General features: G+C 70.0%; 14 protein-coding genes. 4 read left to right on the top strand and 10 right to left on the bottom strand.

Features of this window, described 5'->3' with window-relative positions:
* Positions 1-13 precede the first annotated feature (13 nt).
* Positions 14-820, bottom strand: a complete 807-nt coding sequence (locus tag IB278_RS03530) for a helix-turn-helix domain-containing protein (RefSeq protein ID WP_145745292.1) — start codon at positions 818-820, stop codon at positions 14-16.
* Positions 821-909: 89 nt separating this feature from the next.
* Complete coding sequence (locus IB278_RS03525) at positions 910-1,854, bottom strand: LysR substrate-binding domain-containing protein (RefSeq protein WP_192322613.1); 945 nt, start codon at positions 1,852-1,854, stop codon at positions 910-912.
* A 97-nt stretch (positions 1,855-1,951) separates the two neighbouring features.
* Here IB278_RS03525 and IB278_RS03520 point away from each other — a divergent pair, with 97 nt between their 5' ends.
* The gene (locus IB278_RS03520) at positions 1,952-3,250 is read left to right on the top strand and encodes an MFS transporter (protein WP_145745296.1); all 1,299 of its coding nucleotides are present in this window, start codon (positions 1,952-1,954) and stop codon (positions 3,248-3,250) included.
* Here IB278_RS03520 and IB278_RS03515 read toward each other — a convergent pair.
* The gene (locus IB278_RS03515; RefSeq protein ID WP_192322612.1) at positions 3,211-4,272 is read right to left on the bottom strand and encodes an adenosine deaminase; all 1,062 of its coding nucleotides are present in this window, start codon (positions 4,270-4,272) and stop codon (positions 3,211-3,213) included. The genes IB278_RS03520 and IB278_RS03515 overlap by 40 nt on opposite strands.
* Positions 4,273-4,400: 128 nt before the next feature.
* Between IB278_RS03515 and IB278_RS03510 the strand changes: the two genes are divergently transcribed.
* Positions 4,401-4,715, top strand: a complete 315-nt coding sequence (locus tag IB278_RS03510) for a c-type cytochrome (RefSeq protein WP_370878886.1) — start codon at positions 4,401-4,403, stop codon at positions 4,713-4,715.
* Between the two features lie 22 nt (positions 4,716-4,737).
* Here IB278_RS03510 and IB278_RS03505 read toward each other — a convergent pair whose 3' ends face one another.
* Positions 4,738-5,640: a LysR family transcriptional regulator gene (locus tag IB278_RS03505; RefSeq protein ID WP_145745300.1), complete on the bottom strand. Its 903-nt coding sequence runs from the start codon at positions 5,638-5,640 to the stop codon at positions 4,738-4,740.
* A 138-nt stretch (positions 5,641-5,778) separates the two neighbouring features.
* Here IB278_RS03505 and IB278_RS03500 point away from each other — a divergent pair, with 138 nt between their 5' ends.
* Entirely contained in the window at positions 5,779-6,792 is a 1,014-nt protein-coding gene (locus tag IB278_RS03500; RefSeq protein WP_192322611.1) for a zinc-dependent alcohol dehydrogenase family protein, read from the top strand.
* A 24-nt stretch (positions 6,793-6,816) separates the two neighbouring features.
* Here IB278_RS03500 and IB278_RS03495 read toward each other — a convergent pair whose 3' ends face one another.
* Entirely contained in the window at positions 6,817-8,001 is a 1,185-nt protein-coding gene (locus tag IB278_RS03495; RefSeq protein ID WP_145745303.1) for an amylo-alpha-1,6-glucosidase, read from the bottom strand.
* Positions 7,988-8,986, bottom strand: a complete 999-nt coding sequence (locus IB278_RS03490; protein ID WP_145745305.1) for a GlxA family transcriptional regulator — start codon at positions 8,984-8,986, stop codon at positions 7,988-7,990. Before IB278_RS03490 ends, IB278_RS03495 begins: the two co-directional genes overlap by 14 nt.
* A gap of 44 nt (positions 8,987-9,030) precedes the next feature.
* Between IB278_RS03490 and IB278_RS03485 the strand changes: the two genes are divergently transcribed.
* Positions 9,031-10,167 carry a DJ-1/PfpI family protein gene (locus IB278_RS03485; RefSeq protein WP_192322610.1) on the top strand — a complete coding sequence of 379 codons (1,137 nt, stop codon included), beginning with the start codon at positions 9,031-9,033 and terminating at the stop codon, positions 10,165-10,167.
* A gap of 27 nt (positions 10,168-10,194) precedes the next feature.
* On the opposite strand, the gene IB278_RS03480 is transcribed toward IB278_RS03485, so the two are convergent.
* From IB278_RS03480 to IB278_RS03465, 4 genes are read right to left on the bottom strand one after another with little or no spacing between them, the layout of a single operon-like run.
* On the bottom strand, positions 10,195-11,157 hold the full coding sequence (locus IB278_RS03480) for a Bug family tripartite tricarboxylate transporter substrate binding protein (protein ID WP_192322609.1): 963 nt from the start codon (positions 11,155-11,157) through the stop codon (positions 10,195-10,197).
* 24 nt (positions 11,158-11,181) lie between these two features.
* Positions 11,182-12,054: an amidohydrolase family protein gene (locus IB278_RS03475; protein WP_192322608.1), complete on the bottom strand. Its 873-nt coding sequence runs from the start codon at positions 12,052-12,054 to the stop codon at positions 11,182-11,184.
* A 9-nt stretch (positions 12,055-12,063) separates the two neighbouring features.
* Positions 12,064-13,257 carry a CaiB/BaiF CoA transferase family protein gene (locus IB278_RS03470; protein ID WP_192322607.1) on the bottom strand — a complete coding sequence of 398 codons (1,194 nt, stop codon included), beginning with the start codon at positions 13,255-13,257 and terminating at the stop codon, positions 12,064-12,066.
* A gap of 18 nt (positions 13,258-13,275) precedes the next feature.
* A complete protein-coding gene (locus IB278_RS03465) occupies positions 13,276-14,268 on the bottom strand; it encodes a tripartite tricarboxylate transporter substrate binding protein (RefSeq protein WP_192322606.1) in 993 nt (330 codons plus the stop codon).
* Between the last annotated feature and the right edge of the window lie 11 nt (positions 14,269-14,279).

Below are 14,279 nucleotides of genomic sequence, written 5' to 3'. Positions count from 1 at the left end.
TCGTGCGGGCGGTTCAGTGGACGGTCGCGTGGCCCCACGCATGCGACGCCTGCGCGTCCGCCGTCACATGCACCCGGCTCGCGAGAAACGACGGCGGCAGCCCGAAGTAGCGCTGGAAGGTGCGGCTCATGTGCGCCGCATCGGTGAAGCCGCTGACCAGCGCCACATCCGTGAGCGGCCGGTGGCCGGTGAACTGCTGCACCGTGCGCCGCACCTTGGTCCACAACGCATAGCGCTTGACGGACACGCCCACCTGCTCGGCGAAGAGATGCGTCAGCCGGTCGGGCGAGAGGCAGGCCACGGCCGAGAGTTTCTTCAGCGGGATCTGGCCCGCGTGTTCGCGGATGGCCTGCAGCACGCGCTCGATGCGCCGGTCGATCGGCGGCACGAGCTCGGGGCATCCGGTGATTGCCTCGACCATCTTCGCGCTGAGCGACTGCAGGCTGGCGTCGCCGAGCAGCCCGCGCTGCGCCGGGTCGAAGTCGTCGCGCAGCTTGCCGAAGCGGCGCGCATCGATCGGCTCGATGCCGTGGCCGCCCATGCAGCGTGCGAGCATGCGGTAGGCGCTCGATGCCGGATCGAGGTTGAGCGACAGCAGCCCGCAGCCATCGACATCGAGCCGGCGCGACACATGCGGGGCCACCAGCGCGGCGGTGCAATGCACGCGCGTGCCATCGACCGCCTCGAGCATGAACGGATGGCCGCTGACCGACGCCAGCAGCGTCGCCGACGAGCGCGCCGTGAGCCCCGACTGGATCGCCGGCGTGATGTAGAGAAACCTGTCGTCCCAGAGATGCAGGAAGTTTTGCTGCGTGGTCATGCCGTGTCTCGTTTTTTTGTCTTGTCTCCGGCGACGGATTCTCATGCATCGGCACGGCGCAAGGGCTACGGGATTGTGCCCGGTGCGGTTCAGTGAAGCTGCGCGGGCTCCGCCTGCACATGCTCGCGCACCGCCTCCAGCAGCAGCGTGGCAAGGCGGGTCACCGGCGCCTCGGCCGCGGGCTGCGCGCGATAGAGCATGAGCGACATCTGCGGCAGCGCCGGCAGGCCGATGGCCGTGCGCTCGATGGCACGCACATGCGCAGGCAGGCCGAAGGGCGTGCGCACCGACAGGCCCAGGCCGGCCGAGGTGGCGGCCCACAGCGCGGCCAGGCTGGCGCTGGTGAACGCATGGCGCCACGGCGTGCCGGCGCGGTCGAGCGCGGCAACGACGATCTCGCGCAGCGGGCATGGCGCATCGAGCAGCACCAGCGGCAGCGGCTCCCGGCTCTTGCGCACGCCCGGGCGGCGTTCGCGCTCCTTCCACCAGGCCGCGTCGAGCGCATCGGGCGCCCTGGGGCCGATCCATTGCAGGGGCAGCCGCGCCACGCGCTCGCCATGCGGCGTCATCTGCTCGCCGGTGTCCCACACCAGGGCCAGGTCGAGCTGCCGCAGCTCGAGCCGTTCGCGCAGTTCCGCGCTGCGCGCCACGCAGGCCTCGATGCGCACCTTGGGATGCGCGCGCGCAAAGCGGCCGAGCACCGCGGGCAGCAGCGTTTCGCCGAAGTCTTCCTGCAGGCCGAGCCGCACCCAGCCCTGCAGGTCCGCACCGCGCATGGCGGCGCCGGCTTCCGCGTTGAGTTCGAGCATGCGGTGGGCGTAGGCCAGCAGCGTTTCGCCCGCGTCGGTGAGCTCCAGCCCGCGGCCGGCCTTGCGGAACAGCGCGGTGCCGGCCTGCGCCTCGAGCTTCTTCAATTGCGCGCTCACGGCCGATGTGGAGCGGCCCAGCCTGTCGGCGGCGCGCGCATAGCTGCCAAGCGCGATGCCGGTGGAGAAACTGCGCAGCACGTCGAGATCGAACATCACCTGGGACATGGATTCACCCTTCGTTGATCGTCCTGATTTTTGGGACGATTCACTTATTATTTTCTGATTTTCAAAAGCTTTGCAACGGCGGACACTGCGCCGCAACATGATCCATTCGAACTCCCCCCTTTCGTATTCGCCGCACCACCGCTGGAAGGTGCTGGCCGCGGGCGTGGCCGCCAACGTGGCGTTCTCCGTGGCCATCAACGGCATCCCGATGACGGCTGTGCTGATGCGCACCGGCTACCAGCTCGACAACGCCGCGCTCGGCCTCGTGCTTGGCCTCATGGGCCTGGGCATCGCCATGAGCGAGCTGCCGTGGGGCCTGCTGACCGACCGCTGGGGCGACCGGCCGGTGCTGCTCATGGGCCTGGGCAGCATGGCCGTCGCGCTCGTGGCGATGGCGCTGTGGGCCGTGCCTGGCGCCGCACGCATTCCGGGCATGGGTTGGCTCGGCGGCGGACTGCTGCTGGTCGGCCTGCTGGGAGGCAGCGTCAACGGCGCGAGTGGCCGCGCGCTGATGACATGGTTCGACGCCGGAGAGCGCGGGCTCGCCATGAGCATCCGCCAGACCGCGGTGCCGCTGGGTGGCGGCATCGGCGCGTTGGTGCTGCCATTCGTGACGCTGCATTTCGGCTTTGCCGCGCTGTACGGCCTGCTCGCGCTGCTGTGCGCGCTGGGCGCGGCCGCATGCTGGGCCTGGGTGCACGAGCCGCCGGTGGCCCGGCGCGCCAGCACCGCGGAAATGCCCTCGGTGCCCGGAGCCAGCGGCCCGCTGCACGACGCCCGCGTGTGGCGCATTGCGGCCGGCATCGGCCTTCTGTGCGCGCCGCAGTTCGCGGTGCTGTCCTTCGGCACGGTGTTCCTGCACGATTTCGGCCATGCGGGCCTCGCGGCGATCACGGCCACCATGGTCTTCGTGCAGGTCGGCGCGATGGTGATGCGGGTATGGAGCGGCCGCTGGACCGACCGCCGCCGCAACCGTCCCGCCTACCTGCGCGCCTGCAGCGCCCTCAGCGTGCTGCTGTTCGCGGGGCTCGCGGCGCTGGTGCTGGCGGCGGGCACCCATGGGGCCGATTCAGTAGCGCTGCGCATTGCACTGGTGGCGCTGCTGGCGGCCAGCGGCGTCTGCGTGTCGGCATGGCACGGCGTGGCCTATACGGAACTGGCCACGCTGGCCGGTGCGGCCCGCGCGGGCACGGCGCTCGGCATGGCGAACACCAGCGTGTTCCTGGTGTGCTTCCTCACGCCCTTCTCGATCCCGCACCTGCTGGCGCTGCAGGGCTGGCCGCTGGTGTGGCTCGTGGCCAGTGCCTGCGCGCTGATGGCGATGCCGCTGCTGGTGCCGCGGCCCGCCGCGGCCGATCAGAAGGCCGCGAAGACGGCGTTGAGCCGGTCCACGTAGGCGCGCTTGGCGGCCGCGTCGATGAAGCTGCCCTCGAAGCTGTTGGCCGCGAGCTGCCAGGCCTGCTGCACGCCGAGCCCTGTGGCCGCGAAGGTCTGGGTGAAGTTCTGGTTCATGTAGCCGCCGAAGTAGGCCGGGTCGTCCGAGTTGACGGTGGCGACCAGCCCCGCGTCGAGCAGCGCACCCAGGTTGTGCCGCGCCAGGTCGGGGAACACGCACAGCTTGAGGTTGGACAGCGGGCACACGGTGAGCGGAATGCGGTCCTGCGCGAGCCGCTTCATCAGGGCTGGGTCCTTCGCGCTTTGCACGCCATGGTCGACGCGCTCGACCTTCAGCACGTCGAGCGCGCTCCACACATAGGCCGGCGGGCCCTCCTCGCCCGCATGCGCGACGAGGTGGAAGCCCAGCTCGCGGCAGCGCGCGAACACGCGGGCGAACTTCTCGGGCGGATGGCCGACCTCGCTTGAATCGAGGCCTACGCCGATGAACTTGTCCCGAAACGGCAGCGCCTGTTCCAGCGTCTCGAAGGCTTCTTCCTCGCTCAGGTGGCGCAGGAAGCACAGGATGAGCGCCGCGCTCACGCCGAGCTTCGCCTCTGCATCCGTGCACGCGCGGTGCAGGCCGTTGACGACCGTCTCCATCGGTACGCCGCGCGCGGTGTGCGTCTGCGGGTCGAAGAACATCTCGGTGCGCACCACGTTGTCGGCCGCGGCGCGCTCCAGGTAGGCCCAGGCCATGTCGTAGAAGTCCTGCTCCTTCAGCAGCACGCTGGCGCCGGCGTAGTAGATGTCGAGAAAGCTCTGCAGGTTGGTGAAGGCATAGGCGCGGCGCAGCTCTTCGACGCTCGCGTACGGTATGGCCACGCCGTTGCGCTGCGAGAGCGCGAAGATCAGCTCGGGTTCGAGCGAGCCCTCGATATGCATGTGCAGCTCGGCCTTGGGCATGGCGCGCAGCAGCTCGGGCAGGCGCTCGGCGGCGATCTTGCCGAAGCTCTGGTCGAAGACGGGGCGGTAGTCGGTCATGGTGGGAAAATCGGCGTTGTGATTCCGCACAGCATAAGCGCAGCCGCCCCGCGGGAGATGCGCCAGAACGTATAGGGCCCATGCTTCTCATTCCAAAACGGCCATCAAGCAACGGGCGGAAACTTCCATTGCTCGCGCTGCTGGCTTCGTTGTCGATTTCCGCTCCGGCATTCGCCGCCACTGTCGACGGCGCACAGGCACTGGCCCGTGAACGCGGCTGCCTCGCCTGCCACGGCCTGCTCCGAAAGCAGGTCGGACCCGGCTTCGCGCAGATCGCCGAGCGCTACCGCAGCGACGCGGCGGCGCCCTCCCGGCTGGCCGGCAAGATCCGAGGCGGCAGCGTGGGCACCTGGGGACGCGTCATCATGCCGCGCCAGCCGCAGCTGAGCGATGAAGAGGCGAAGGCCCTGGCCGGATGGGTTCTTTCGCAGCCGCCGCCATGAAGCGCGGCCGCAGTCTGGCAGATCAGTCGTTGAAGGCCCGCAGCATCGCCTTGCGCAGCCATGTCTCCGCCGCATCCTTGTCGGTCACGGCGCGCCAGGCCAGCTTGATCTGGTAGCTCGGACTCTCGAACGGCAGCGCCTCGCAGCGAAGCCCGCCCTGCGCCGACAGCGCCAGCGCCACGTGTTCCGGCACCGTGGCGAGCAGCTCGGTGCCCGCGAGCACGGCAGGCAGGCTGCCGAACTGCGGCACCGAGAAGGCCACCTCGCGCTGCCGGCCAAGGCTGTTCAATGTTTCATCGACGGTGCCGCACAGGTCGCCCGCGTAGGTCACGAGCACATGCCGCCGCCGGCAATAGTCGTCGAGCGTCAGTCTTGCGGCTGCGGTGTCGGCACGCAGCAGCGCAAAGCGCGCCGTGCGGACCTTGCGTATCTTGGCGCCCGCCGGCAGGTCCTTCAGGAAGCTCATGACCGCGCTGACCCTCCCCTCGTCGAGATGGCGCGCGGCGTTGCGGTAGCAGACCGTCAGGGTCACGAGCCTGGCCCGGGGTGCTTCCACGCTGAGCGCGCGAAGCAGCCGCGGCAGCATCGCGATCTGCAGGTCGTCGGTCAGCCCGATGCGAAACACCGGCGCGGCGCGCGCGGGCTCGAAGTCCGCCTGCGCGCGGAACGTGGCCTCGATCTGGTCGAGCGCCGGACCCAGTCCCTGCATCAGCGCCAGCGCCCGTTCGGTCGGCTCCATCACCCGCCCATGGCGCACCAGCAGCGGATCGCCCGTGAGCTCGCGCAGCCGCGCCAGCGCGTGGCTCACGGCCGGCTGTCCCAGGTGCAGCCGCTGCGCAGCCCGGCTGACGTGACGCTCGCGCATGAGGGCCGCCAGCACGGTGAGCAGGTTGAGGTCAATTCGGCTGAGTTCGATCGGTTTCATCCAGGCGCCTTGAAGTCATCGATTCCATGCATAGTGAATATCGTATGAATCGATTTCCTTGATGGCCCTGCGGCTTCTAGATTGATGCCTTCGGCCGCTTCATTCCGGGGCCGCCGGCTTTTCCAAGGAGATTTTCGTATGGGCAGGATGGTTCGCTTTCACCGGTTCGGCGGCGCCGATGTCCTGAAGGTCGAGCAGGTCGCGACGCCGGAGCCTGGCGCCGGCGAAGTGCGCATCGCGGTGCAGGCGATCGGCCTGAACCGGGCCGACGCACTGTGGCGCCAGAACCTGTACATCGAGGACCCGGTCCTGCCGGCCGGCCTGGGCAACGAGGCCGCAGGGCTCATCGAAGCGGTAGGCGCGGGCGTCGAGGGCCTGAGCATCGGCGACCGTGTCGCGCTGTTGCCCGGAGCCAACCAGGGCCTGTATCCCACCTATGGCGAGCGCATTCTTTTTCCCGCCTCGCATGTGGTGCGCCACCCCGGCAAGCTCTCGGCCGAGCAGGCCGCCGGTGCCTACATGGCCTACCTGACGGGCTACTTCCCGATGTTCGAGATGGCCCGCCTGCAGCGCAGCCAGACGGTGCTGGTGACGGGCGCGTCATCCAGCACGGGCATTGCGGCGCTGCAGATGGCGCGCGCGGCAGGCCTCCCTGCCATCGCCACGACGCGCACGGCAGCCAAGCGCCAGGCATTGCTGGATGCGGGCGCAGCCCATGTGGTGGCGACGCAGGACGAAGACGTGGTGGAGCGCGTGCTGGCGCTGACCGGCGGCCGCGGCGCCGACCTGGTGTACGACGGCGTGGGTGGTCCGCAGCTCGAGCGGCTCGGCAATGCCGTCGCACAGCGCGGCTGGTACGTGCTGTACGGGCTCTCCGGCGGCGCGGAGTTCAGCTACCCCGTGCTCGCGCAGTTCCGCAAGAGCTGGCGCTTCCACGTCTACACGGTGCTGGAATTCACCGGCTCGGCCACCATGGGCTTGCCGCGCGACGAAGCTGCGCTGGGCCGCGCGCTGGCCTTCGTCAATGAGGGCCTGGCCAGCGGCGCCCTGCAGATGCGCATCGACCGCCGCTTTGCGCTCGACGAGGTGGTGCAGGCCCACCACTACCTCGAGCGCGCCGGACACATCGGCAAGGTCGTGCTCACGGTCTGATCGACCGGGCCGCAGCGCAACGCATCACCAGGCCGCCTCGCTGCCCTCCAGCGCGCGCCGGGCCAGCAGGAAGGCCGCAGCATTCCAGCTCTGGCCCGCCATGCCCATCGGCGCCAGCGTGCGGCCATGGAACCACTCGGTGAAGCGCCAGTCGCCGAGCTGGTTCACATGCGCAAGGCGCGCGAGCTCGGGCCAGGCCATGTCGTGCAGTCCGAGGCGGGCCAGCGCCATCACCCAGAAGCCGCCCACGAAGGGCCAGATGCCGCCGTTGTGGTACTGGTGCACGACGTTCTGCTGATGGCGCGCCATGTACGGCCGCCAGAGCGCATGCTCGCGCGTCAGCGGATGCAGCACCACGCGCACCGGGTACGGCTCGCAGGCGCGCGCCGCGGCAATGGTGCGGACGATGCGGTTCGCCATCTCCGAATCGGCCAGCCCGCCCTGGATGGCCAGCACGTTGCCGAACACGTCGCCCTCGTCGCCGACGAAGGACAGGTTGACGAAGCTCAGGTACAGGCCCGGATCGGCTCGCCCGCGGCGCGCATAGTGCCGCAGCAGCCGGGCGCGGTGGTATTCGGGCAGGTCCTGCTGGAATGGATTGAACAGGTGGTTGAAATGGTGCTGCGTCGCCTCCGCATCGTCGAGCGCGAAGCGGCGCTTCACCTCGTACCAGAGCGCGTTGGTGTAGAGCACATAGCCCGAGCGCGGCATGATGTCGGCCCAGTCGCTGGCCTCGTTCTGCTGCAGCAGCCGGAAGTGCTGGTGCTCCTGCGCCAGCAGCCAGCCGATCGCGCGCGCCACTGCGCCGCTCCAGTGCGAGGCGCCGACCTGGCCATGGCGGCGCACGTGGTCCACCGCGATCAGCCACCACAGCGTGGCGTCGATGCAGCCCAGGTACCAGAAGTCGGCATCCTGGCCGTCGGGGTCGACGTACTTGGGAATCTGTCCGTTGGCCGCCTGCTGCACGGCCAGCGCGTCGAGGCTGGCGACGGCGCCCTGCTCCAGCGCGGGCACGCCGCTGCCGCACATGGCCATCACGCAGATGGCCGCGTCGCGCCCGAAGATGCGCGTGTAGCGCCGGGCCACGGCCGCCTCGGTGCGGGTGGCGGCCAGGATGCCGTGCGGCGTGAGGTTGCGTTCCAGGAGTTCGAGCGAAGCGCGGGAGCAGTCGTCGATCAGTGCGAGAGAAGAAGCGTCAGGTGTCGTCATGGGTTCGATAGGCTTGCGGTGTCAGGCCGTGCTGCCGCGCGAAGGCGCGCTGCAGCGCGTCCACCGAGCGGAAGCCGCTGCGGCTCGCGATGCGGTCCTGCGGCCACCGCGTCTGGCGCAGCAGCTGCGCGGCCGCGGCCACGCGGACCTGTTCGACAAAGCGCGCCGGTGTACAGCCGGTCTCGGCCGCGAAGGCGCGCGCGAAGTTCCGTGGGCTCATCTGCACGCGTTCGGCCAATGCCTCGACGGACAGGTCGTCCTGCGGATGCGTGCCGATCCACGCCACCAGTTCGCGCAGCCGGTGGCTGGCCGAGGCCTGCGCCTGGAGCGCCTGTGTCAGCTGCGGCTGCGCCCCGCCGCGCAGCATCGGCAGCGCCAGCGTGCGGGCAATCTCCATCGACACCGCATGGCCGAGGTCGTCCTCGACCAGCGCAAGCGCAAGCTCGATGCCGGTGGTGACGCCGGCCGAGGTCCACACCGGCCCGTCGTGCACGTAGATGCGCTCGCGCTGCACCCGCACCTGCGGCCGCAGCGCCTGCAGCTGGTCGCAGACGCGCCAGTGCGTGGTGGCCTCGCGGCCGTCCAGCAGGCCGGCCGCGGCCAGCGCGAAGGCGCCGCTGCACACGCTCGCCATGCGGCGCGTGCGCGGCGCCACCTGCCGGAGCCAGGCGCCGATGTGCTGCTCGAGGATGGCCGCGCGCACGGCCGGCTCGTCGCCGCCCGCCACGATCAGCGTGTCGATCGACGCCGGCAGCTGCTGCAGGCTGCAGGTGCCCGAAAAGCTCAGGCCGCCGTTCGTCGCCACGGTGCCGCCGGCCGGCGATGCGATGTGCAGGCGGTAGCGGCCGGGGTGCATCTGCTCGGCCTTGCTGAACACGCTGGCGGGACCGGCGACGTCGATCACCTCGACGCCGTCGAACACCACCAGCACCACGTCGCTGGCAGAAACCGCGGTTACTTCGTCCTTGCGGGTCAGGGTGGGCATTCGTAGTCTCTGGGCATCGTCATCAAGTCGACAGGGGAACGGCCATGTGGAGATCGGTAGCAGCGCTGATCGGCGCAAGTATTGCAGCCTTTGCGCTGGCAGCCTGCACGGGAGGGGCGCCGCCGCTGCCGCCCGCGCAGGCCGATGCGGCGCGCAGCGAGCGCGAGAAGCAGGCTTTTGTCGAGGCCCTGAAGCCGCATCGCGCCGGCCGGCCCGTGGTGGCCGTGCTTGCACTGAACGAGGGCACCGAGATGACGGACCTGCTGCTGCCGCATGCGGTGCTCCAGCGTGCCGATGTGGCCGAGGTGCGGATCGTGGCGCCGCACGCGGGGCGCGTGAGCCTGTATCCCGCACTCGAGGTCGATGGCGCGCAGGACTTCGCCGCATTCGAGCGGCTTCATCCTTCGGGCGCCGACTACGTGATCGTGCCGGCGATGATCGCCGACGACAACCCCCAGGTGGCGGCATGGCTCAAGCAGCAGGCGGCACGCGGTGCGCGTGTGATCGGTGTCTGCTCGGGCGCACGCGTGGTCGGCCGCGCCGGCCTGCTCGACGGCCGCCGCTTCGCGGGCCACTGGTACGACCGCGGCACGCTGCTCGCGCGCCACGCCGGCGCCAGCTATGTGCCGCACCAGCGCTACGTGGTGGACCGCGGCGTCGCCACCACCACGGGCATCACCGCCTCGGTGCCGGCGATGCTGGCGCTGGTGGAGGCGGTCGGCGGGCAGGAGAAGGCCAGGTCCCTTGCAACGGAACTCGGCGTGGCCTCGTGGACGCCGGCGCACGACAGTTCGCCGTTCTACCTGGACACCGGCCGCAGGGTGGATTTCCTGCTCAACAAGGTCGCGTTCTGGCGCGCCGAGCGCTGGCGCGTGGACGTGCAGGACGGCGCCGACGACGTCGCCCTTGCGCTGGCGGTCGATGCGTGGACGCGCACCGGGCACATCGGCGTCGATGCGGCTTCGGCCTCGGGCCCGGTCCGGCTGCGCAGCGGGCTGGTGCTATTGGCGCAGCCGCCTCGCGAAGGGACGGGCCGCCTGCCCCTCGCCTCGTCGCTGAAGCCGTTGCCGCAGCTGGACCGCACGCTGTGCGAGATCGGCCAACGCTATGGCGCGGCACGGCGTGACTGGGTCATGCAGGAGATGGAGTACCCCGGGCCGATCACTGCCTGCGCAGGCTGAGCGGCCGGCCGCATGAAGGGGTCGGACTCAATCGACCCGGATGTTGCGCGCCTTCACCAGCGCACCCACGCGCCCCATCTCGTTCTGCACGAATTTCGCGAAGGCCTCCGGCGTGCTGCCGGCGGGCTCCAGGCCGAGCTGCAGCAGCTTCTGCTTGACCTGAGGTTCGTTGACCGCCGCCTGCACCGCCTTGCCGAGCCGCTGCACGATGTCGGGCGGCGTGCCCTTGGGAAGAAACACGCCGTTCCACTCGACCACGTTGTAGCCCGCCAGGCCCGACTCTGCGAGCGTCGGCGTATCGGGCAGGCCGGGCACGCGCCTGGCGGAACTCACGGCCAGCGCGCGCAGCTTGCCCGACTGCACGTAGCCGAGCGTCGACGCCACGTTGCCGAAGTAAGCCGAGACCTGCTCGCCCATCACGTCGGTCAGCGCCGGTGCACCGCCCTTGTAGGGCACGTGCATCAGGCTGACCTTGGCCTGCTCGTTCAGCGCCTCGCCGGCCAGGTGCGAGCCGGTGCCGCCGCCCGCCGAGGCAAAGCTCAGCTTGCCGGGGTTCTTGCGCGCGAAGTCCAGGAACTGCGCCACCGTGCTGTACGGCGCGGTGGCGGGCACGACCAGGATCTGCGGCGCGGTGGCCACCAGCGACACCGGAATGAAGTCTTTCGCCGCATCGAAAGGCAGCTTGCGCAGCGACGGGTTCACCGAGAACGCCGAGGCGTCGTAGAGCACGGTGTAGCCGTCGGCGGACGCCTTGGCCACGTTGTCCTCGCCGATCACGCCGCCCGCGCCCGGCCGGTTGTCGATGACGATCTGCTGGCCGAGCGCGATGCTCATCTGCTGCGCGACGACGCGCGCGGTGTTGTCGGCGCCGCCGCCCGCGGCATACGGCACCACCATGCGGATGGGCTTCTCGGGCCATGCGGCCCAGCCCAGCAGCGGCACGCAGGCGGCCAGCGCGGCGATCGATTTCAGGATGCGTTTCTTCGTCATTCGGTGGTCTCGGTCTTTGTCGTTTCAGGAAAAGTCATAAAGCAGCGCGGGGTTGTCGACGAGCACGCGGCGGCGCCGGGCCCCGTCGGGAACCCATTGGCCCAGCAGGTCGAACAGAAGCGCGTCGTCGGGCTTGGCGGCCGCGGGCTCGGTCGGGTGCGGCCAGTCGCTGCCCCACACCACGCGCTCCGGGGCCTGCCGGACCCAGGCCTGCGCGATGGCTGTCGTGTCGGCATAGCCGCCTGCGGCGCCCGCCTTCGAGTCGAGGTAGGCGCCCGAGAGCTTGATCCAGGTGCGGCCGCCGTCGCGCAGCCGGCTGACGATGCCGAAGGCGGGATGCGCCTTCGCATCGGGCAATGGCAGCCGTGCGAGGTGGTCGAACACAATCATGCAGGGCAGCCGTGCCAGCAGGGCTGCATGTTCGGCAATCTGGTCCGCATTCCAGTGCAGCTGCACATGCCAGCCCAGCGCATGCACGCGCTGCGCGAGCGGCTCGACCATCTCGAAGCCGGTCGCCGCGTTGGCGGCCGTATAGAGCGTGAAGCGGATGCCGCGAATGCCGCCCGCATGCAGGCGCTCGAGCTCGGCATCGCTCACGTCGGGCCGGACCACGGCCACGCCTCTGGTATGCGCCGCGCCGAGCGTGCGAATGGCATCGAGCGTCACGCTGTTGTCGGTGCCGTGCACGCGCGGCTGCACGACGACCGTGCGCCGCGTGCCGATGCGTTGCTGCACCACGCGGTAGTCGGCGGCCGTGGCCTGGTCGACCATGGCATCGGGCGATCCGTGGAGCGCGAAGCGGCGGTCGTAGACATGCATGTGCGCATCGCACGCGCCCTCCGGTGCAGTGCTGGCGGGCTTGCGGCTGCCGCTGCTGTGGGGATATTCGGCCTGCATGCGCGGTGCTCAGCCGGCCGCGTCGGCAGCCTTCTGCGCCGCCAGCACCGCCCCCGTGTGCTGCCCCAGCGTGGGCGCCGCAAAGGGCTCGGGGCCGGGCGTGCGGCCGAACTGCACCGGCCGGGTGAAGCCGCGGTAGGTGCCGAGCGTGGGATGCGGGAAGGTCGCCACCATGTCTTCGGCCAGCACCTGCTCGTTGTCGAACATGTCCTCGACCGTGCGGGCTGCGGCGCAGGGCACTTCCTCGCCGAACAGTTCTTCCCATTCGAGCGCGCTGCGCGCGGCCAGCGCCTCGCGCAGCCGCGGCACGATCTCGGCGAAATGCTGCGCGCGCTTGCGCACCGAGTCGTAGCGCTCGTCGGCTGCGAGTTCGGGCAGGCCCACCTTGTCGCACAGCGCACGCCAGAAATGCGGCGTGTTGGCCGAGATGTAGAGGTGGCCCTCGCGCGTCGGATGGATGCCGGTGATGCCGCCCGAGCGCATGTCGCGCCCCACGTCCTTGGGTTCGCCCTCGGCCCACACCATGCGCGCCGACTGCATCGTGAGCGCGGAGCGCAGCAGCGACACGCCGACGAACTGGCCCTCGCCGCTCTTCTCGCGCTCGTACAGCGCCGAGGCCACGCCGGCGGCCACCAGCGCGGCCGCGTAGTAGTCGACCACCGAGCCATAGATGATCTCGGGCGGCTCGCCGCGCTTGCCCTGCAGCGCGCACATGCCGGTCATGGTCTGCAGCACCTGGTCGTAGCCCGCCTTCTCGCGCAGCGGCCCGGTCTCGCCATAGCCCGTGAGGCTGCAATAGATCAGGCGCGGATTGACGGCCTTCAGCTGCTCGTAGGCAATGCCCAGCCGCGGCGGCACGCTGGGCCGGAAGTTGTGCACCAGCACGTCGGCCGTGCGCACCAGCGCCATCAGCGCGGCAAGGCCGTCGGCCGTCTTCAGGTCGAGCACCACGCCGAGCTTGCTGCGGTTCACGCCGATGAAGGCGCGGCTCTCGGCTTCGAGCGTCGACGGGTACTTGCGCAGGTTGTCGCCCGTGGGTGGCTCGATCTTGATGACTTCGGCGCCCTGGTCCGCCAGCAGCGAGCAGCCGTACGGACCCGCGATGTAGGCACTGAGGTCGAGCACGCGCAGGCCGCTGAGCGGGCCGGCGGGGCCGCTGCGTGCCGGCAGGCGTGCGTCGTCTTGGGGGGCGTCGAAGCTCATGGATCGGTTCTTTCTTCCTCAGTCGGCGGTGATGTTCTGCTGCTTGGCCAATTTCTTCCAGCGCTCGACGTCCTCGGCGATGACGGCGCCGAACTGCTTGGGCGTGAGCGGCGTGGCGATGGCGCCTTCGCGCAGGAAGTTGGCCGCGATCTCCGGCTTGGCCAGGATCTTGTTGACGGCGGTGTTGAGCCTGGCGACCACGTCGGGTGGCGTGCCGGCCGGTGCCAGCAGGCCCCACCACAGTTCGAACTCGTAGCCCGGCACGGCGGTGGACATCGGGATGAGCTCGGGTGCGATCGGGCTCGGCTTCAGGCTCGTGATGCCCACGGCGCGCAGCTTGCCCGCGCGCACCATCGGCAGCAGCGAGGGGCCGCTGGAGATCAAGAGCTGCGTCTGGTTGCCGACCAGGTCGGTCACGGCCGGGCCCATGCCCTTGTACGGGATGTGCGTGATCTGCATGTCGCCGACCTTGGCCTTGAGCAGCTCGGTGCCGAACTGGTTAACGCTGCCCGAGCCCGACGACGCATAGTTGTACTGCCCCGGCTTGGCCTTGATGGCGGCGATCAGCTCGGTGGGCGTCTTCGCGGGAAACTCGTTGTTCACCGCGACGATGAAGGGCCCCTTGGCGAACATGGCCACCGGTGCCAGCCCGTTGATCGGATCGAACGGCAGCTTGGACTGCACGGCCGCATTGGTCGTCATGCTGGAGGACACGGCCACCAGCGTGTAGCCGTCGGGCGCGGCCTTGGCGACCTGGCCGGTGCCGGTGTTGCCGCTCGCGCCGGGCCGGTTGTCGATGATCACCGGCTGCTTGAGCTCGTCGCCCAGTTCCTTGGCCACCTGGCGCGCGAAGGTGTCGTTCGAGCCGCCCGCCGGATAGGGCACCACGATGGTGACGGGCTTGCTCGGGTAGGCGGCGGTCTGCGCGAACGCGCCGCCGCTCAACAGCAAGCCGCCGGCGAAGGCGGCCATGGCGAGCGCGCGCAGGCGAAGGGGCGAGTGGATGTGCATCTGTCTTGTCT

Origin of the sequence: Variovorax sp. VRV01 (assembly GCF_014852545.1) — a bacterium.
Taxonomy (GTDB): Bacteria; Pseudomonadota; Gammaproteobacteria; order Burkholderiales; family Burkholderiaceae_C; genus Variovorax; species Variovorax beijingensis_A.
This window is presented reverse-complemented; position numbering and strand designations above follow the sequence as displayed.